This is a genomic window from Streptomyces griseus subsp. griseus (assembly GCF_000720255.1).
Classification (GTDB): Bacteria; Actinomycetota; Actinomycetes; order Streptomycetales; family Streptomycetaceae; genus Streptomyces; species Streptomyces griseus_I.
On the sequence record NZ_JOJE01000025.1, the window covers coordinates 38,709 to 56,661 of the forward strand.

Genomic DNA, 17,953 nt, shown 5'->3' on the forward strand with positions numbered 1-17,953 from the left:
GTGTCGCGTGCGCTGCTGTGGGCCCTCGTGCCCCCGGTGTGGCGGGCCCTGCCCTGGCGGGCGCTCGCGGTGGGGGGCGGGCTCGGCCTGCTGCTCGCCGCGAGCACCAGACTGCCGGACTCGACGCCCAGCTCCGAGACGGGACTTGCCGTGTTGCGGATGGTGGCCCTGTTCGGCGCGCTCGGCCTTGCCTTCCTTCTCGACGACCCCGCCCGGCACACCACCACGGGCGTCCCGGTGCGCCGCCCGCTCCGTGCGGGCCTGCGCCTGACCCTCGTGGCGCCGTTCATGGCGGCGTGGTGGACGGCGGCCCTGTTTCTCATACCGGCGGCATCCCGTCCGCCGGCTGGTTTCCTCACCCTGGAGGCGCTGGCCCTGGCCGCCTGCGCCCTCGCCCTGCCCGCCACGGCCATCCGCTTCACCACAGAGACGGAACCCGGCAGGATCGCGGCCTTCTGGCTGGGCATCACGAGCCTCGCCGCGTGTCTCGTCCCGGACAAGTGGGGCCTCTTCGTGGCCGAGGGGACGGGGGAGTGGGACACGGCGCACATGCGGTGGGCGGTGCTGCTGGGGCTGGCGGCGGTGCTGTGGGCGACATGCCTGCCGGAACCCTTGCGACGCCGGTCAGTGCCGCACTTCACCCCGACCGGCGTTTAGAGGCTCACCTCACGTCTCCGTCCGGTACATCAGATCCACCTCGTGCGTCACGAACCCCAGCCGCTCGTACACCGACACCGCCGCCTTGTTGTCCGCGTCGACATACAACATCGCCGTCGGCAGCCCTTGTGCGGCGAGATGGCGCAGCCCCAGCGTGGTGAGTGCCTTGCCGAGGCCGCCGCCCTGGGCGCCGGGGGCGACACCGAGGACGTAGACCTCACCGAGCTGCTGCTCGGCGTGGACCTTGGTCCAGTGGAAGCCGACGAGCCGGTCCCCGCGGAAGGCGAGGAAGAAGCCGGCGGGGTCGAACCAGGGCTCGGCCTTGCGGTCGTCGAGGTCGCGCTGGGTGAGGGAGCCCTGTTCCGGATGGTGGGCGAAGGCGGCGGCGTTGACGGCGAGCCAGGCCGCGTCGTCGGTGCCGGGGACGAACGTGCGGACGGTGACGCCCTCGGGGAGGGCCGGCTCGGACAGGTCGAGGTCCGCCAACGGCCGCCGCATCTGGCGCAGTTCCCGGAAAAGGGTGAGGCCGAGGACCTGGGCGAGGTGTCGCGCGGCGGAGTGGCCGCCGTGGGCCCACACGCGCAGCCGCTTGCCGGACGCGGCGAGGAGGGCGGCGCCGAGGGCCCGGCCGTGGCCGTGGCCGCGGTGGGAGGGGTGCACGACGAGTTCGGCGGCCGGTGCCTCGACGGGGTCGGTGTCCTCGAGCTGGGCGTAGCCGACGAGTTGGTCGTCGACGGTCAGCAGCAGATGGGAGACGCCCTCGCGTGCGCGGCCGCGCAGCTGGAGCCGTCCCTGCTCGGACACCGCTTGCTGACCGTCGTTGCGGGCGGCTTCGGCGAGCAGGGCGAGGACGGCCTCGGACTGGTCCGGGGAAAGCGCGGAGTAGGTCTCGATGGAGCGGGAGCCGTAGGGCCGTACGGTGTCGTCGCTGGTCATGCGTATGAGGGTAAAGGGAGGGCACCGCAAAGTGGCGGCACGGGGGAAGTCAAAGGGAGGGGCAGCGGTGAAGGCAAAGAGCGGGGCAAAGGGAAACCAGGATGTGACCATGAACCCCCTGTCGCGCTACGCGCGTTGACCCTAGGCTGCGCCGGACGGGGCCAACCACCTCAAGCAAGCCACAGGGGGGCGTATGCCAGCCACGACCCAGCAGCACCCGACCCGCAGACGCCGTACGTACCGGATCGTCGCGGCCGCTGCCGCTCTGACCACGGCCGGTGCGCTCGCCGCCGCGATGCCCGCGACCGCGTCGGCCGGCGAGAGCCACAAGCCCGGCGGCCACGGCCACCTGCCGAGCCGCTACCAGGACGTGCAACTGCTGTCGTTCAACGACCTGCACGGCAACCTGGAGCCGCCGTCCGGTTCGTCCGGCCGGGTCACCGAACTCCAGGCGGACGGTACGACGAAGACGATCGACGCGGGTGGCGTGGAGTACCTGGCGACGCACCTGCGGGAAGCGCGCAAGGGCAAGGCGTACTCCATCACGGCCGCCGGTGGCGACATGGTGGGGGCCTCCCCGCTGATCTCGGGTCTCTTCCACGACGAGCCCACCATCGAGGCGCTGAACAAGCTCGATCTGGACGTCACGTCCGTCGGCAACCACGAGTTCGACGAGGGCGCCAAGGAGCTGGGCCGTCTGCAGCACGGCGGCTGTCACCCGACGGCCGGCTGCTACACCGACGAGGAGTTCGAGGGCGCCGACTTCCCGTATCTCGCGGCGAACGCGCTGAACGAGAAGACCGGCAAGCCGATCCTCAAGCCCTACTGGGTGTGGAAGAAGAACGGCGTCAAGATCGGCTTCATCGGTGTGACGCTGGAGGACACCCCGGGTGTCGTCTCCGCCGAGGGCGTCAAGGGCCTGAAGTTCAAGGACGAGGTCGAGACGATCAACAAGTACGCCAAGGTGCTGGAGCGCCAGGGCGTGAAGTCGGTCGTGGCCCTGATCCACGAGGGCGGACTGCCCGCGTCGGGGTCGTACAACTACAACTGCGACTCGCCGGGCGCGGGTGACGGCATCTCCGGCCCGATCGTCGACATCGCCAAGAACGTCACCCCGAAGGTCGACGCCCTCGTCACCGGTCACACGCACGCCGCGTACGCGTGCACCATCAACGACCCGTCGGGCAGGCCGCGTACGGTCACCTCGGCCGCGTCCTTCGGCCGCCTCTACACGGACACCACGCTGACCTACGACCGCTGGACGGGTGACATCGCCCGTACCGCGGTGAAGTCGGCGAACCACGTGGTGACCCGGACCGTCGCCAAGGCGCCGGACATGACCGAGCTGATCAGCAAGTGGAACACCCTGGCGGCCCCCATAGGCAACCGCCCCATCGGCTACGTCTCCGCGGATGTCCCCAACACGGGCACGGAGTCCCCGATGGGCGACCTGATCGCGGACGCCCAGCTCTGGTACGGCAAGAAGCTCGACGCGGAGACGGACGTCGCGCTGATGAACCCGGGTGGCGTGCGGGCCGGCCTCACCTACGCGGCCAAGGGCACCGAGGGCGACGGAGTGGTGACCTACGCCGAGGGCTTCACCGTGCAGCCGTTCGCCAACACCGTGAACCTGCAGAACTTCACCGGCGCAGAACTGATCCAGGTCCTCAAGGAGCAGGTGAGCGGCTCGAACGCGGCCTCGCCGAAGATCCTGCAGCCGTCCGCCAACCTCACGTACACGCTGGACCTGACGAAGAGCGGCGCGGACCGTGTCGTCACCGACTCCATCAAGGTCAACGGCACGGCCGTCGACCCGGCCGCCACCTACCGCGTCGCGACGAACAGCTTCCTCGCGGGCGGCGGCGACGGCTTCACCACGCTGGGCCAGGGCACGAACGATCTCGTCGGCGCCGACGATCTGACCGCTCTGGAGCAGTACCTCACGGCCAACTCCTCGGCGTCCGCGCCGATCGCACCGCCGGTGACGAACCGGATCACGGTCGTTCAGTAGCGTTCAGCGGATCGTGAGCTGGGTCGCATAACCGGAGTAGAAGTTGCGGGTGGGGGGCATGTGCATGGTCGGATGGATCGATGCGTTCCCCCCACCACATGCCAACGCATCCCTACCCGAACTCCTACGAGGAGTCTGAGCCCGAGCTCTGTCCCGAGCCGGAACCCGAGCTCCGGCCCGGCCCCGAGCCCTTGGCCCCGCCGAACCCTCGCCGCGGTCGCCGGCGTCGACGGCGGGGCCGTTTCGCGGGCCTGCCGTTCGCGCTGAAGAGCGTGGTCGCGCTCCTGGTGCTCGCCGCCTTCCTCACCCTCGCCGACCGCTGGGCCGTTCTCTACGCCGAGCACAAGGCGGCGGACACCCTCAAGGACAACCTGAAGCTGACCGCGGCACCCGAAGTGGAGATCGGCGGCTTCCCCTTCCTGCCCCAACTCGTCGACGGACACCTGGACTCGGTGAAGGTCACCGTCCCGGACGTGGCGGCGGACCGGGTCACGCTGGCCGCGGTGTCGGCGACGGCCCGAGACGTACGGCTCGACGGTGACGGCCCGACCTCGGTGAGCGGAGCACACCTCCCGGAACTGCACGGCGACGTCCTGCTGTCCTTCGCCGACATGAACCGCGAACTGGGCGCGTCCCAGGTGACGTTCAGCGGCGCGGCCCGCGACCGCGTCTCGGCGCGGGGCACCCTGCCGGTCGCCGGGCACGATCTGCGGCTCAAGGCCGACGTCCGGGTACAGCGCAACGGCGCGCGGGGCATCGCCACGGAGATCGGCGGAATGCGCCTGGACATCGGCGACCTGGCGACCTACCGCCCCGGCACCCGCCCCTCGGAGGGCCTGCATCTCACGCCCGAGTCCGCCGCCCGCCTGGCCCACGAGACCCAAAAGGTGCGGGCGCTGCTCGAGGTACCGTCGGTGGTTCGCCGTATGGGCGTGCCCCAGTCGACCGTGCGCGAGGCGCTGGCCAACGACGACCGGCTGGCCGCGCTGACCGGCGAGCCGCGCTTCGTCCACCAGGCCATGCGGGTCAACCTCCTCGACCTGGCGCTCGCCCACCCCGAGATCCTCGACCGCCTGGGCTTCGACCCGGCCCTCCTGGACGCCCTCTCCACCCTGACCCGCCCGGCCCTCGCCGACCGCCTCTCCCTCGCCTTCAAGCTCCCCACACCACCCAGCGGCGACCTGCGCCTGCGGGACGTGCGCGTGGAGAAGGAGGGAATCAGGGTGCGCATCGAGGGCTCGGACCTGGCGGTCGGTTCGTGAAACCTCTGCCGGCTCCGGTCGACGCACGCGATCAAGGACTGGTGAACAACCCTGCGGGGCAATACACCTAGGGCCCCCGCATGTACCGCGGCACCTGGGACTTCCACTGCCAGTGCAGTAGTGCCGCGAGGACGGTGAAGGCCGCTGCCGGGACGTAGACGAGGAGGAGCAGGGGGCGGACGATCGCGCCCGAGACGGGTTCGGTGAGGAGGAGCAGGAACATGACGAGGAGCACGAGCATCGTGCCGAGCACCGAGCGCTCCCACGCCTTGCGGTGTCCTGCCCGGCGGCGGATGCGGGTCTCGACCTCGGGTCGGTGCTCCCAGGGTGTTCCGCGTTGTTGGGCGGCGGTCTCGCGGAGGGTGTCGACCTCTCTGCGGAGGCCGTAGAGGCCGGGCTGCTGCCAGTCGTCCAGGAACGGGAGGCGGGTTCGGCGGCCGTCTTCCGTGTAGAGGCGGGCGAGGTGGCGGGGGCCTTCGGCGAGCTGCTTGGGGAGGGGCTCGATGCGGATGTCGTAGATGGCGGGCCAGGGGAAGTGGCGGCTGCGCAGGGCGTTGTATGCCGTGATGCCCTCGGCGTCGGCGACGGTGCGGCCGCGCCAGTGGAGGAGCGCGGCCCACCCGAGGATCGCCAGCACCAGCCCGGCCGTCGCCCCCTGCCCCCACCACGGCATGCGGCCGTGGTCGCGCGTCAGCTGGAACAGGGCGTTCGTGAGACAGATCGTGATGAAGCCGGTTCGGCGGCCCGACATCCGTCTGCGCCGGCCGTACTCCCGTCTGGAACCGACCTCGCCCACCCGTGCCTCCCCAGGCGCGCCGACCGGGTGGCCGCGCGACCGGGGAGAGCGTAGGGCTCGAAGGTGAGGTGAGAGTAAGGGCGGGCGCGGGGCCTCAGGACGCCGACGGGGTCCAGTCGCCCAGCCAGTCCGCGACCTCCTGGTTCGCGGCCTGGGCGTCGGAGAGCTGCGGGCGGTCCGAGGTGGCGCTGCCCGAGCCGGCGCCGGTGTTCTTGTACTCGGCGAAGCGGTCGTTCTTCCAGGAGAAGCCGCTCATGTCGGTCCACGGGGTGGTCTTGATCGCGGCGCTCAGGGTGGTGTTGCGGACCGTGGTCTGCGGATCGAGGCTCGCGTCGCCGCCCGCGTGCCACGGGCGGCCGAGGTAGAAGGTGCGGTCGGAGACGTCACCGTTCACCGTGGAGTTGGCGATCAGGATGCCCTTGCGGTTCGCGGCCGTGCTGGGCGCGGTGACGTAACCGGCCGAGGTGCCGTTCCAGCGCTTCTTCAGGGTGATGACGGACCTGTCGATCACGGCGGTGGCCCGGCCGAAGATGAAGTCCACGTTGCCGATGACGTACGAGTTCGTCATGTAGACGCGGCCCAGCCTGTCCTTCGACGCGGTGTCCACCAGCAGCGTGTCCTGGTCGCCGCTGACGATGACGCCGTCGAGGAGGACCTTGTCCGAGGCGGTGCGCAGGGCGACCGCCTGGCCGGCGATGTCCTGGTGCGCACCCTCGTCGAAGTCGTTGGAGATGGTGAGGTTGCGGGCCTGGAAGTCGTCCGCCTCGACGGCGACGCTGGCGCTGCCTCCGGTGCCGTACGTGCCGCCACCGGGCTTGGGGGTGCCCGACGCGTTGTTGTAGACGATCACCGTGTCCTTACGGCTGGCCCCCGTCCCCTGGATCGTGACGTGCGGCTTGTTGGACGGGACCTTGACCAGCTCGCGGTACGTGCCCGGCTTGACCGCGATCACCACGCGGGACGGGTTGTTCGCGGGTACGGCGTTCACCGCGGCCTGGACGGAGGTGTACTGGCCGCTGCCGTCCTTGGCGACGGTGAGGGTGGTGGCCGCGGCCGCCTTCGTCGTGGCGGTCGACGTCGTACCGATGGACGCGCGGGGGCCCACACCCGACTTCAGCAGCGCCGGTACGTCCGCCGCCTTGTCCAGCGTGTACGCGTAGTACTTCCTCGGGTCCCAGGCCGCGCCCGAGCCGCCGCTCTCGTTGCGGCCGCTCGTGCCGGAGAAGACGTTGCCGCGCTGGACGACGGTGGCCGTGGCGTCGCGGGTCACCGGGTTCTTCAGGCCCTGGAAGTAGGAGTTCTCCAGCACCATGTTCGTCTTGCCGCGCGAGTAGTTGCCGTACGAGGCGGTGATGGAGGTGCCCGCCTCGTCCTCCAGGTAGTTGTTGTAGAGGTGCGCGTGGGCGACGTTGTCCGTGGAGGGGTTGCGCTGCTCGGTCTCGCGGATCCAGTTGTGGTGGATGGTGATGTCCGCGGTGGTGTTGTCGGTCCAGCCGATGCCGAACGCCTTGTTCTCCTGGCTCAGCTTGTTCCAGGAGACCGTCAGGTACGTCGTGTCCTTGCGGCTGTCGATGAGCCCGTCGGCCATGTGCCGCAGGTCGTTGTGGTCGATCCACACGTGGTGCGCGCCGTCCATCTGGATGGCGTCGAAGTCGTGTTCCTTGTCGTTCCACACGCCCTGGTACGCGTCCCGGATGGTGAGGTTCCGGATGATCACGTTGTGGACGCCCTGGCCGAGGAAGAACCCACCGCCGACGATGTGCCCGGAGGTGCCGGCGCCGACGATGGTCTTGTCCGACTGGACCTTGATCTCTTTCCCGACCGGGTTCATGGTGATGGTCGCGGCGACGACGATGACGTACGGCTCGGGCGCCGTCGCGTACTTCTCCAGGTCGGCGAGGGTCTTCACGGTGACGGTCTTGCCGTCGCGACCGCCGTAGGTCCCGTTCTGACCGAGCGCGTTGACCGAGGCGAAGCCGTCCGCCGAGGCGGTGGCCCAAGCGGGAGCGGCGGCGGAGGCGGCGGTGGCGGCGGAGGCCTGGCGCGCGTCCGCGCCGAACATGCCGAGGTCCGTGCCGTAGCCCAGGACGCCGGCGGCGATCAGGGCCAGGGGGACGCCCGCCACCACGGCGGTACCGCGCCTGCGGTGACGGGCCTTGCTGCGGATCTCACTCATGCGGGTTCCGTTTCCATGCGGGGGGATGACCCTGTGCAGTCGCCGCCCCGCAGGGAAAGGTTGCCGCGTGCCCGTGTCCTCACTCTGTGAGCAACTCGGCCAGCTGGTCGAGGAGTTCGGTGATCCAGTCCAGCCGGGGCCCGCCGCGGGCGATGCGGAAGCCGTGCCTGCGGCCGTGGAAGGCGGCCCTGACTGCATGGAACTGCGCCCAGCGGCCCACGCGTTCACGATCCAGTTCGGCGGCTTCGGCGAAGAGGTCCAGGATGCGGTGGATGGCCTTGGGGAGATCGACGTCCTGGGCTGCCAGCAGCGCGGGGAGACGCGACTTGAGCAGGGTGCCGCCGTCGTAGGCCGGGTCGCCGACGTGCCCCTTCGGGTCGACGGCCAGCCAGGGTTCACGGTCGGCACGCAGGATGTTCCGGCCGTGCAGGTCGCCGTGTATGAGGGTGTCGGGCTGTACGCGGCCCACCTCTCGTACGGTCGCGAGGGCGGCGTCGAGTGTGCGGCGGGACATGGTGTGGGGGAGTTCGAAGGCGTCATGTCGGATCTCCTCCTCCCAGGTCTCGGTCTCGTCCTGGAGCCTGGGCAGTCCGGGCGGCCCGGGCACGGCCAGCCGCCGGGCGAGCCGCCCCGCGACGGTCACGACCTCGTCGCCGTCGTCCACTTCGGCGAGGGTCGATGTGTGCGCCCGCTCCAGGAGCATGGCGAAGTGTTGGTCCGCCCGGTCGTGGAGCAGTACGGCGCCGTGCCCGCGCCAGGCGGTGAAGGCGTCGGGTTCGTGGACGTTGCCGGGGTGGGGGAACGACACCTTGATCACTGCGGGCGTACGGTCCGGATCCGCCTGACGTACGGGGACAATGAGTCCGACCCCGCCGTACAGCACGTTCCCGTCGGTCACGCAGCCCCACCGATCGAGCAACATGCCGACAATCCCCGGCAGTTCGGCGAGCCAGGCCGCGCCGGCCTCTCCCTCGCGCTCGACGGTCGTCGTGGCGAAGGCCTCCGGTACGTCGATCATCCCGGCACCCTACGCGTTGCGATCCGGAGAGCGTCCCCCAGGGATTCGACGGTCCTGGTGAGCGCGAAACGAGCTGTACACGCGGGCCCGGGAACTTCCGGCGCGTTCACCGGACTCGGGGTCTGCGAGCACAGCCCTCGCTCCCGCGAGTACCTGTTCGGCGGAATCGAGTTGAGCGGGCCTCGATATCGTCGGCGAGGCGGGAGAGTCTGCTGTCCCGGCGGTCGGTGCTGAGGTAGCAAGGGCGGCCGTCGGGCGTGGTCCAGGGCAACAGCCTCATGCGTACACCTCCTGCCGGTGCGGGGCCTTCAGCAGCAGCTTGCGTTCGCTTCGCTCTTCCTCGGTGAGGAGGTAGGGGCGCACGAGGGTGTGGGCGGGCTCGAAGGTCCTACGATCGGCTGCGGGATCTGGCGCTGTCCCCGTCGGACTCGCCGGCGTTCATCAGGGACGTACTGGAGGAGCACAGATCATGAAGCAGACCCCCGACCTCAGCACCGCCCTCTGGCGCAAGTCGAGCTACAGCGACGGGGGAGCCAACAACCGCGTCGAGGTGGCCGTCGGCCACACAGACCTCGTCCCTGTCCGCGACAGCAAGATCCCGGCAGCCAGTGCGCTGCTGTTCTCGGCCGCCTCCTGGTCCGTGTTCGTGGACGGGGTCAAGGGAGAGACGGGGCTGTACACCTTCGGGTGACATCGCTCGGAGTTCTTGACCGGCGATGCTGCGCCACCAGTGAGCTGATCTTGTGCCCAGGACACAGACGACTGATCCCGGAAGTGCGAGGCGGCTACGGTCGTAGACACGGCGCGTCGAAGGAGGGCATCGGCCATGACTGCTCATGCTACGGACGCCGATCCGGTCATCCCTCCCATGCCCGAGCGGACGCCGAAGGCGCTGCGTGAGGCCATCGCCGAGCATGCCCCCGTGCTCCTTCCTGACTTCGACGAGCACTGGAAATGGGCGATTGCCGACACTTACGACCTTGGCCCCGTGCCGGCGTTCATGGCCCGCTGGTGGGGTGGGTACGCCATCGCCCGCGACCCCAGGCTCGACGCGCACGTGCAAGATCTCGAGCACCGCGCCGCAGAGTCCACCGACATCGCCGAAGCCCGGGCCCTGCTCGAAGAGGTGGCGAAGATTCGCTATCGGGTGCGAGAACTGGAGCCCGGCGAGTGACCGACGGTTTCATGGGGCCGCCTTGTCAGATGGACTGGCGGCTCGATGCTTTCGCTGCCCGCGAAGCGCTGTCGGCGTATGCACAGAAGATGGTCGACGCCGCGCGTGCCGAACTGGTCACGGCGAAAGATCCGTATTTCCGAGGCATCGAGACGGATGCCGATCTTCCCGACGGCATGATGGTCAGACGGGACCGTTCCAGCGATCCGAAAGGCCGTCACATCTTCTTCTTCGACGACGGAAACGGCTGGCTGAAGTACGTCTTCGTGCCCCGCGTCGAAGATCCCCAGATCGTGGTTGAGGAGATCTTCTGGCAGGGTGCCGAACCCCCTACGGAAGCTCCGGCGGAGCCATAGGCGCCCCCGGCAGCCGTACCGTCACCACCGTCCCGCCGCCCTCCGCGCGGGCCAGTGTCACCTCGCCGCCAGACTGCTGGACCGTACGGGCCACGATGGACAGGCCCAGGCCAGAGCCCGGGAGGGCCCGCGCGCTCGGCGAGCGCCAGAAGCGGTCGAAGACGTGGGGGAGTTCCTCGGCGGGGATGCCGGAGCCGTGGTCGCGGACGCTCAGGACGCCCTCGCTGAGCTGCACCTCGATCGTGCCGGCCTCCGGGCTGAACTTCACCGCGTTGTCGAGGATGTTGACGATCGCCCGCTCCAGCGCGGCCGGTTCCGCCCGTACGTACCAGGGGGCGAGGGACGCCGTGATCGTCAGTTCCGGGCCGCGCAGGCGCGCTCTGCGCAGGGCCGCCTCGACCGTGTCGTCCAGCGACACCACCTGGACGCGTTCACCACGCTGCCCCTCCGAGCGGGACAGCTCCTGCAGGTCACCGATCAGCGATGCCAGCTCCGTCACCTGCGCCTTCACCGACGCCAGCAGCGCCTTGCGGTCCGCCTCGGGGATCGGGCGGCCCGTCTCCTCGCTGCGGGTGAGGAGTTCGATGTTGGTGCGCAACGAGGTCAGGGGTGTACGGAGTTCGTGGCCCGCGTCCGCGATCAGCTGCTGCTGCAGCTCCCGCGAGCTCGCCAGCGCCGACGTCATCGAGTTGAAGGAACGCGACAGGCGCGCCACCTCGTCCTCGCTGGCGTCGTCGACCGGGATACGGATGCTCAGGTCCTCCGTGCGGGCGACGTGCTCCACGGCCTCCGTCAGCTTGTCGACCGGACGCAGCCCCGCCCGCGCCACCGCCAGGCCCGCCGCGCCCGCGCCGATGACTCCGAGACCGGAGACGAGGAGCAGGATCAGGGCGAGCTCGTTCAGGGTGGACTGGGTGCTCTTGAGGGGGACCGCGATGAGGAGAGCGGCCTGGGGGAGCGGCTGCGGCTCGCTCCCCGGGCCCTGACTGACGTACAGCGGGGTGGTCAGCACCCGTACCGCGTTGCCGTCCTGGTCCGTGCCGTTGCGCTTGACCTCCCTCCGGGGCGACCCCTCCTTGACGAGGTCCTTGTCCGCCCCGGTGACCTTGACCGTGCCCTCGGAGTTCGACGAGACGCACGTCTTGCCGTCCGCCGTCACGAGCTGGAGGTAGAGGTCCCGCACCCGGAAGTCACGGCGGGTGTCCACCGGTGCGCTGGGGCAGTCGGCGAGGGTGTTCACGACACCGGAGGCCGGCTGGACCCCCGCCGCCTGCTGCAGATCCTCATCGAGCTGGTCGTACAGCTTGCCCTGCACGATGAACCAGCACGTCACCGAAGCCGCCGCCACCGCGAACGCCACCGCCGCCGCGACCAGCAGGGCCAGCCGGGAGCGGATCGGCAGGGAGCGGAACCGGCGTACGAGCCCGTGCGTCCAGGCACTCACTCAGCGCCGCCCTGCCGCAGTACGTACCCCACGCCCCGAACCGTGTGCACGAGCCGCGGCTCGCCGCCCGCCTCGGTCTTGCGGCGCAGGTACATGACGTACACGTCGAGGGAGTTGGACGACGGCTCGAAGTCGAAGCCCCAGACCGCCTTCAGGATCTGCTCGCGGGTGAGGACCTGGCGCGGGTGCGCCATGAACATCTCCAGGAGCGTGAACTCGGTGCGGGTGAGCTCCACCGGGCGCCCGGCCCGGGTCACCTCGCGCGTGGCGAGGTCCATGCGCAGGTCGGCGAAGGTGAGGGTGTCGTCCTCCTCGACCGCGTCCGCGACGGCCGCCGCGTAGGAGCTGCGGCGCAGCAGCGCGCGGACCCGGGCGAAGAGTTCGTCCAGTTCGAAGGGCTTGACCAGGTAGTCGTCGGCGCCCGCGTCGAGCCCGGTGACGCGGTCGCCGACCGTGTCACGGGCGGTCAGCATCAGGATCGGGGTGGTGTCGCCGGCGCCGCGGATGCGGCGGGCGGCGGTCAGACCGTCCATGCGGGGCATCTGGATGTCGAGGACGACCAGGTCGGGGCGGTAGGCCGTGGCCTTGTCCAGGGCGTCCGCGCCGTCGACCGCGACCTCCGTGTCGTAGCCCTCGAAGGCGAGGCTGCGCTGGAGTGCTTCGCGTACCGCCGGCTCGTCGTCGACGATCAGGATGCGCTGGGGGTCACGGTCGCCTTCGGCGGGGCTCATGGGCTCGGAATCCTCGGGTGCGGTGGGACGACAGGGGCGGGCGGAACGGCTTCAGCCTCGCATGATTCCCGGTGGCAGGGTGTGGGAGAAGGGGTCAGCCGCGGGCCGGTGCACGGCGGCGGCCGCGGGCGGTCGCCCGGTGGGCCTTCGCCGTGCGGGACGCCACCTCCGGCGCCCGGCCCGCCGGCGCGTGCAGTGCGTACGCCACGCCGAGGGCCAGGCCGAGATCGGCCGCGCCGACGCCGGTCACCGGGTGCGAAACCTGCTTGATCATGACGTACTCCTGCGGTCGCGGTGGCTCAGTTGTCGGAACCGCCGGCCCGCAGGCTCGACAGGTCGGACTTGACGGTGTTGATCGGGATGGCGAAGCCGAGGCCGACACTGCCCGCGTCGGAGGAGGAGTCGGAAGCCGCCGAGTACATCGCGGAGTTGATGCCGATGATGTTGCCGTTCATGTCGATCAGCGCGCCGCCGGAGTTGCCGGGGTTCAGCGAGGCGTCCGTCTGGATCGCCTTGTACGTCGTCGTCGACGAACCGGTGTCGCCGTTGAACTGCTGACCGCCGAACGAGAACGGCCAGCCGCCGCCCCGCTGCTGCTGCTCCTGCTGGCCCTCCTCGGTGGGCACGGTCACGTCACGGTTCAGGGCCGAGACGATGCCGCTGGTGACGGTGCCGGACAGGCCCTCGGGCGAGCCGATCGCCACGACCGAGTCGCCGACGCTCACGGCGGAGGAGTCGCCGAGGCCGGCCGTCTTCAGGCCGGAGGCGTTCTCCAGCTTGATCAGCGCCAGGTCCTTCTTGCTGTCCGTGCCGACGACGTTCGCGGTGTACGTCTTGCCCTCGCTGGTCCTCACCTTGACCGACGAGGCGCCGGCTATGACGTGGTTGTTGGTGATGATCTCGCCGTTGCTGGTGATGATCACGCCGGATCCGGTGGACTCACCGGAGTTCGAGGTCGCGTTGATCTCGACGATGCTCGGGCTGACGGCGGCGGCGACCGCCGCGATGTCGCCCTTCTTGCTCGACGGCACCACGCTCGTGGTGGTGCTGCTCGCGGTGGCCTGGTCCTTGCCGGTCAGCTCCTGGATGCCGTAGGCCGTGCCGCCGCCGATCGCCGCGGCGACGATCGCGACGGCGGCGAGCAGCGCGACCGGGCCGCGGTTGCGCTTCCTCCTCGGCGCGGGCGGAGGCACGGGTGCCTGGGCCACCGTCGGCTGGTACGGCGGCGGAGGCGGCCACTCCGGGTTCACCGGGGCGGAAGACACCTGCTGCTGGTTCTGGTACGGGTTCTCGTACTCGCCGCTGCGGCGGATGCTGTCGGTCATGGAACAGAGAGTGACGCCCGACCATGAGAGCTTCCTGAGTGCTCGCTGAGAAGCCCGACAGAACCTCGTATGCCCGATATAAGGGCGGCCGGGAGCGCTCCCGGCGGTCCCGGGAAACGGGAGGTTGCGCCGGGATGAGATCGCGGTGGGCGACAAAGGAAACCTTGTCGGACCTGTCGTGAAGGACGTGTGCAAAGGGGCTGTCGGGGCGCAATCTTGCTTGGTTCAGCCACCAGCCACCTCCCCTCAGCCCACTTCAGGAGCCTTGAGTGATACGTGCCCTGCGCGGCCGCTGGAGACGCCCCGTCACGGCGCTCCCCGCGGCCGCCCTCGCACTCGCACTGAGCTGCGCCGGCCTTCTCGCCGCCCAGCCCGCGACCGCGGCGGACGGACCGGCCGGACTGCCCGACGCGGGCGTCGCCGCCCAGTCGCAGACCCCGCAGCCGACCGCCTCCACCGAGGAACTGCACGACCGCGTCATCGCCGCGGCGAAGACCCAGGCGACTGTGACGACCAAGCCGTCCCAGTCGCCCTTCATCATCGGCGGCGGCGAGACGACGATCTCCAGTGCCCCGTGGATGGTCCAGCTCGCCTACTACGACGACACCACCGGCGACGGCTACTTCTGCGGTGGCACCCTGGTCGCCCCCGACAAGGTCCTCACCGCCGCCCACTGTGTCGCGGGTCTGAACTGGGCGAAGAACGGCGCCGTCCTGGCCGGCACCGCCACCCTGAACGACCCGAGCGCCGGTGACGCGGCCGGCGTCTGGCGCCAGTGGACCCACCCCCACTTCAACGGCGACACCCTCCAGAACGACATCGCGGTCCTCACCCTCGACCGTCCGCTGGAGGAACCCTGGCTGCGCCTGGCCGCGTCCAACGACAGCGCCCTGTACAAGGCGGGCACCAGCGCCAAGGTCTACGGCTGGGGCCTGACCTCCGGCGCCGACGGCGCCGACCTGTCGGCCAAGCTGCGCACCGCCACCCTTCCGCTGGTCGCCGACTCCACCTGCGACAGCGCGATGCAGTCGGTCCTCGGCAAGGACGCCTTCATCGAGGGCTCCATGATCTGCGCGGGCACCCCCGCCACCGGCACCGACGAGGGCACCACCAGCCCCTGCAACGGTGACTCGGGCGGCCCGCTGGTCGTCGGTAACAAGATCGTCGGCATTGTCTCCTGGGGCGTCTCCGGCTGCACCGCCCAGGGCGCCTACCCGGTCTTCACCAAGGTCTCCTCGTACACCTGGGCCGCCCAGCCCCGCATCGACGACGCCGACCTGTCCTACGACGGCCGCGCCGACCTCCTCGCCCGCACGCCCTCCGGCGGCCTCTTCGAGCAGGACAGCAAGGGCACCTCACTGGCCCAGCGCGCCTTCCAGGGCAGCGGCTACCAGACCATCAGCTGGGGTCTGCAGGCCGACCTGGACCGGGACGGCTTCCAGGACCTGATCATCCGGGACAAGACCGACGGCAAGCTGTACCGCAGCTACCTGGACCACGCCTCCGGCGAGGCCACCTGGATGCAGGTCAGCTCCGTCTGGGGCGGCTACAAGTCCTACGCCATCCCGGGCGACCTCACCGGCGACGCCCGCCCCGACCTGGTCGCCGTCGACACCGACGGCTCGGTCTACCTCTACCCCGGCAAGGGCAACGGCCAGTTCTACGCCAAGGTCAAGGTCGTCGACCGAGCCTGGAAGGGCGTGCAGATCTTCGGCCACGGCGACCTCTCCGGCGACGGCAAGGCCGACCTCCTGGTCCGCAACGGCTCGGGCGTCCTCTACCTCTACCGCGGCACCCAGCAGCAGAACACTCCGTGGTCCGCCCGCGTCCAGGCCCGCACCGGCTTCACCTTCACGTCCTACGTGGCCAACGGCGACGTCACCGGCGACGGAATCGCCGACCTCATCACCCGCGACGCGTCCGGCAACCTCTGGCTCTACCCCGGCACGAACAAGGCGTCGACCAGTCTCTTCGCCTCACGCATCAAGCTGGGCACGGGCTTCAACCAGTACAACTTGCTGTTCTGAACATCAGGGTCTCAGTGAACCGCGCCCCGAAAGGGGCGCGGGGCGCTGTCGATGTGCGGCTCCGCCGCGTGGGCGCGACGAGCCACACCCCACCCGCACGCGCGAGCCGGCCTAAGCACACCCACACGACCGGCGCACCACCAGCCGTGACGGGAACACCTTCAGCCGCTCCCGCCGGGAACCGGCAACCCGCACACCGTCATCCAGCACCAGATCCACCGCCGCCCGAGCCATCGCCGACCGGTCCGACGCCACCGTCGTCAACCGAGGATCGGCCAGCCCCGCCTCCTTGATGTCGTCGAAGCCGACGACACCCAGCTCTCCCGGCACATCGATCCGCAGCTCACGGGCCGCCCGCAGCAAGCCGATCGCCTGGTCGTCGGTGGAGCAGAAGACGGCCGGCGGCCGCTGCGGCCCGGAGAGGATCTCCAGCGCGACCTGGTACGCGTCGTACCGGTTGTACGGCGCCTCGAAGAGCCGTCCCTCCGTCGAGATCCCCGCCTCGGCCATCGCCCGGCGCCAGCCCTCGACGTGGTCGGAGACGGGGTCGCCGACCGAGGGGGTCTCGGCGGTGCCGCCCATACAGGCGACGTACTCGTAGCCGTGCTCCAGCAGGTGCCGTACGGCGAGCTGCGCGCCGCCCAGGTCGTCCGTGACGACGGCGACGTCGTCGATGGCCTCGGGCCGCTCGTGCAGCAGGACGACCCTCGCGTCCCACGCCTCGATCTCCGCGGCGGCCTGGTCGTTCAGCGCGTGGCTGACCAGGATGAGCCCGGAGACGCGCATGCCGAGGAACGCCCGCAGATAGTGGACCTCGCGCTCAGCGACGTAGTCGGTGTTCCCGACGAGCACCATTTTTCCGCGCTCGGAGGCCGCCTGCTCGACCGCGTGCGCCATCTCCCCGAAGAAGGGCTGGCGCGCGTCCGGGATGATCAGTCCTATGAGATCCGTGCGCCGGGACGCCATCGCCTGGGCGACCCGGTCCGGGCGGTACCCCAGCTCCTTGATCGCGGCGAGGACACGCTCGCGCGTGGCCGGGGCGACCGGCCGGGGTCCGTTGTTGATGACGTAACTGACGACGGCGGTGGAAGTTCCCGCAAGTCGCGCCACATCATCCCGAGTCACCTTGGCCACGCGCGGAGTCTACGCGGATGGACCCGCTCTGGGCAGGGCGTCAGGGGCCACAGCTGTGCGAAGGCAACGCCCCACCCGGGCGTCGCGACGCCCTGCCCGGGCGTCCGCTAGGCCTCCGCGCGGGCCTCTGCCGCGTCCAGCGCGGCCGTATCGTCCGCATCTTCCGATTTTGCCCGGTCTGCCTTGGCCTTGGCCTCCTCGGTCGCCCGCTCGACCTTCTCCGGCGTAACGAATCGATAACCGACGTTCCGGACGGTTCCGATCAGCGACTCGTGCTCGGGGCCGAGCTTGGCGCGCAGCCGTCGTACGTGCACGTCGACCGTGCGGGTGCCGCCGAAGTAGTCGTAGCCCCACACCTCCTGCAGCAGCTGCGCGCGCGTGAAGACGCGGCCCGGGTGCTGTGCGAGGTACTTCAGGAGCTCGAACTCCTTGAAGGTGAGGTCCAGGACCCGGCCCTTGAGCTTGGCCGAGTACGTCGCCTCGTCGACCGAGAGGTCGCCGTTGCGGATCTCCATCGGGGAGTCGTCGTTGACGATCTGCTGCCGGCCCATGGCCAGCCGCAGCCGGGCCTCCACCTCCGCGGGACCTGCGGTGTCGAGGAGGACGTCGTCGATGCCCCAGTCGGCGGTGACGGCGGCGAGGCCGCCCTCGGTGACGACGAGGACGAGCGGACAGCCGGGGCCGGTCGACCGCAGCAGCTGGCACAGGCTGCGGACCTGTGGGAGGTCGCGGCGGCCGTCGATCAGGATGACGTCGGCACCGGGGGTGTCGACGAGAGCGGGTCCCTCCGCCGGGGCGACCCGCACGTTGTGCAGGAGCAGGCCAAGGGCGGGGAGCACCTCCGTCGACGGCTGGAGGGCATTGGTCAGGAGCAGCAGAGAACTCATACGTCTGGTTCCTCCTCGG

Annotated in this window: 17 protein-coding genes; 7 read left to right on the forward strand and 10 right to left on the reverse strand. The window is 70.2% G+C overall.

What is annotated here, in order from left to right; all coding sequences use genetic code 11:
* Positions 1–657, forward strand: a complete 657-nt coding sequence (locus IG99_RS28605; RefSeq protein ID WP_078947948.1) for a hypothetical protein — start codon at positions 1–3, stop codon at positions 655–657.
* A gap of 9 nt (positions 658–666) precedes the next feature.
* Here IG99_RS28605 and mshD read toward each other — a convergent pair whose 3' ends face one another.
* A complete protein-coding gene (gene mshD / locus IG99_RS28610; RefSeq protein ID WP_037678721.1) occupies positions 667–1,593 on the reverse strand; it encodes a mycothiol synthase in 927 nt (308 codons plus the stop codon).
* Between the two features lie 193 nt (positions 1,594–1,786).
* Between mshD and IG99_RS28615 the strand changes: the two genes are divergently transcribed.
* Positions 1,787–3,604 (forward strand): bifunctional metallophosphatase/5'-nucleotidase, encoded by a 1,818-nt coding sequence (locus IG99_RS28615; protein ID WP_037678722.1) that lies wholly within the window; start codon positions 1,787–1,789, stop codon positions 3,602–3,604.
* Positions 3,605–3,702: 98 nt separating this feature from the next.
* Positions 3,703–4,866: an LmeA family phospholipid-binding protein gene (locus IG99_RS28620; protein WP_394298052.1), complete on the forward strand. Its 1,164-nt coding sequence runs from the start codon at positions 3,703–3,705 to the stop codon at positions 4,864–4,866.
* A 67-nt stretch (positions 4,867–4,933) separates the two neighbouring features.
* Here IG99_RS28620 and IG99_RS44325 read toward each other — a convergent pair whose 3' ends face one another.
* The 3 genes from IG99_RS44325 to IG99_RS28635 form a co-directional block, all read right to left on the reverse strand.
* Complete coding sequence (locus tag IG99_RS44325) at positions 4,934–5,662, reverse strand: PH domain-containing protein (RefSeq protein ID WP_051865992.1); 729 nt, start codon at positions 5,660–5,662, stop codon at positions 4,934–4,936.
* Between the two features lie 94 nt (positions 5,663–5,756).
* On the reverse strand, positions 5,757–7,838 hold the full coding sequence (locus IG99_RS28630) for a pectinesterase family protein (protein WP_037678724.1): 2,082 nt from the start codon (positions 7,836–7,838) through the stop codon (positions 5,757–5,759).
* A 79-nt stretch (positions 7,839–7,917) separates the two neighbouring features.
* Positions 7,918–8,856, reverse strand: coding sequence for an aminoglycoside phosphotransferase family protein (locus tag IG99_RS28635; protein WP_037678725.1), 939 nt, complete (start codon positions 8,854–8,856; stop codon positions 7,918–7,920).
* A 469-nt stretch (positions 8,857–9,325) separates the two neighbouring features.
* On the opposite strand from IG99_RS28635, the gene IG99_RS28640 reads away from it, so the two are divergent.
* From IG99_RS28640 to IG99_RS28650, 3 genes are all read left to right on the forward strand, one after another.
* Positions 9,326–9,547, forward strand: coding sequence for a DUF397 domain-containing protein (locus IG99_RS28640; protein ID WP_037678727.1), 222 nt, complete (start codon positions 9,326–9,328; stop codon positions 9,545–9,547).
* Between the two features lie 135 nt (positions 9,548–9,682).
* Positions 9,683–10,030, forward strand: a complete 348-nt coding sequence (locus tag IG99_RS28645) for a DUF6247 family protein (RefSeq protein WP_037678729.1) — start codon at positions 9,683–9,685, stop codon at positions 10,028–10,030.
* A complete protein-coding gene (locus IG99_RS28650; RefSeq protein WP_037678732.1) occupies positions 10,027–10,386 on the forward strand; it encodes a hypothetical protein in 360 nt (119 codons plus the stop codon). The genes IG99_RS28645 and IG99_RS28650 overlap by 4 nt, the downstream gene beginning before the upstream one ends.
* Here the strand turns inward: IG99_RS28650 and IG99_RS28655 are convergent.
* The 4 genes from IG99_RS28655 to IG99_RS28670 all read right to left on the reverse strand — a co-directional run bounded on the left by IG99_RS28655 (position 10,361) and on the right by IG99_RS28670 (position 13,886).
* Complete coding sequence (locus IG99_RS28655; protein ID WP_037678734.1) at positions 10,361–11,830, reverse strand: sensor histidine kinase; 1,470 nt, start codon at positions 11,828–11,830, stop codon at positions 10,361–10,363. The two genes, IG99_RS28650 and IG99_RS28655, sit on opposite strands and share 26 nt — an antisense overlap.
* On the reverse strand, positions 11,827–12,561 hold the full coding sequence (locus IG99_RS28660) for a response regulator transcription factor (RefSeq protein ID WP_037678737.1): 735 nt from the start codon (positions 12,559–12,561) through the stop codon (positions 11,827–11,829). The genes IG99_RS28655 and IG99_RS28660 overlap by 4 nt, the downstream gene beginning before the upstream one ends.
* A 94-nt stretch (positions 12,562–12,655) precedes the next feature.
* Positions 12,656–12,835 (reverse strand): hypothetical protein, encoded by a 180-nt coding sequence (locus IG99_RS28665; protein WP_037678740.1) that lies wholly within the window; start codon positions 12,833–12,835, stop codon positions 12,656–12,658.
* 25 nt (positions 12,836–12,860) lie between these two features.
* Positions 12,861–13,886 carry a S1C family serine protease gene (locus IG99_RS28670; RefSeq protein WP_037678742.1) on the reverse strand — a complete coding sequence of 342 codons (1,026 nt, stop codon included), beginning with the start codon at positions 13,884–13,886 and terminating at the stop codon, positions 12,861–12,863.
* A 269-nt stretch (positions 13,887–14,155) separates the two neighbouring features.
* Here IG99_RS28670 and IG99_RS28675 point away from each other — a divergent pair, with 269 nt between their 5' ends.
* The gene (locus tag IG99_RS28675) at positions 14,156–15,913 is read left to right on the forward strand and encodes a trypsin-like serine protease (RefSeq protein ID WP_037678745.1); all 1,758 of its coding nucleotides are present in this window, start codon (positions 14,156–14,158) and stop codon (positions 15,911–15,913) included.
* 111 nt (positions 15,914–16,024) lie between these two features.
* Here the strand turns inward: IG99_RS28675 and IG99_RS28680 are convergent, their stop codons facing one another.
* Together IG99_RS28680 and IG99_RS28685 are read right to left on the reverse strand one after the other, a co-directional pair.
* Positions 16,025–17,047 carry a LacI family DNA-binding transcriptional regulator gene (locus IG99_RS28680; protein WP_107056045.1) on the reverse strand — a complete coding sequence of 341 codons (1,023 nt, stop codon included), beginning with the start codon at positions 17,045–17,047 and terminating at the stop codon, positions 16,025–16,027.
* A gap of 107 nt (positions 17,048–17,154) precedes the next feature.
* Entirely contained in the window at positions 17,155–17,934 is a 780-nt protein-coding gene (locus IG99_RS28685) for a response regulator transcription factor (protein ID WP_037678751.1), read from the reverse strand.
* Positions 17,935–17,953 lie beyond the last annotated feature (19 nt).

Coding starts and splice junctions, on each gene's coding strand:
- IG99_RS28615 (WP_037678722.1), top strand. CDS start 1,787: ATGCCAGCCACGACCCAGCAGCACCCGACCCGCAGACGCCGTACGTAC.
- IG99_RS28635 (WP_037678725.1), bottom strand. CDS start 8,856: ATGATCGACGTACCGGAGGCCTTCGCCACGACGACCGTCGAGCGCGAG.
- IG99_RS28640 (WP_037678727.1), top strand. CDS start 9,326: ATGAAGCAGACCCCCGACCTCAGCACCGCCCTCTGGCGCAAGTCGAGC.
- IG99_RS28660 (WP_037678737.1), bottom strand. CDS start 12,561: ATGAGCCCCGCCGAAGGCGACCGTGACCCCCAGCGCATCCTGATCGTC.
- IG99_RS28685 (WP_037678751.1), bottom strand. CDS start 17,934: ATGAGTTCTCTGCTGCTCCTGACCAATGCCCTCCAGCCGTCGACGGAG.
- IG99_RS28665 (WP_037678740.1), bottom strand. CDS start 12,835: ATGATCAAGCAGGTTTCGCACCCGGTGACCGGCGTCGGCGCGGCCGAT.
- IG99_RS28670 (WP_037678742.1), bottom strand. CDS start 13,886: ATGACCGACAGCATCCGCCGCAGCGGCGAGTACGAGAACCCGTACCAG.
- IG99_RS28630 (WP_037678724.1), bottom strand. CDS start 7,838: ATGAGTGAGATCCGCAGCAAGGCCCGTCACCGCAGGCGCGGTACCGCC.
- IG99_RS28645 (WP_037678729.1), top strand. CDS start 9,683: ATGACTGCTCATGCTACGGACGCCGATCCGGTCATCCCTCCCATGCCC.
- mshD (WP_037678721.1), bottom strand. CDS start 1,593: ATGACCAGCGACGACACCGTACGGCCCTACGGCTCCCGCTCCATCGAG.
- IG99_RS28620 (WP_394298052.1), top strand. CDS start 3,703: ATGCCAACGCATCCCTACCCGAACTCCTACGAGGAGTCTGAGCCCGAG.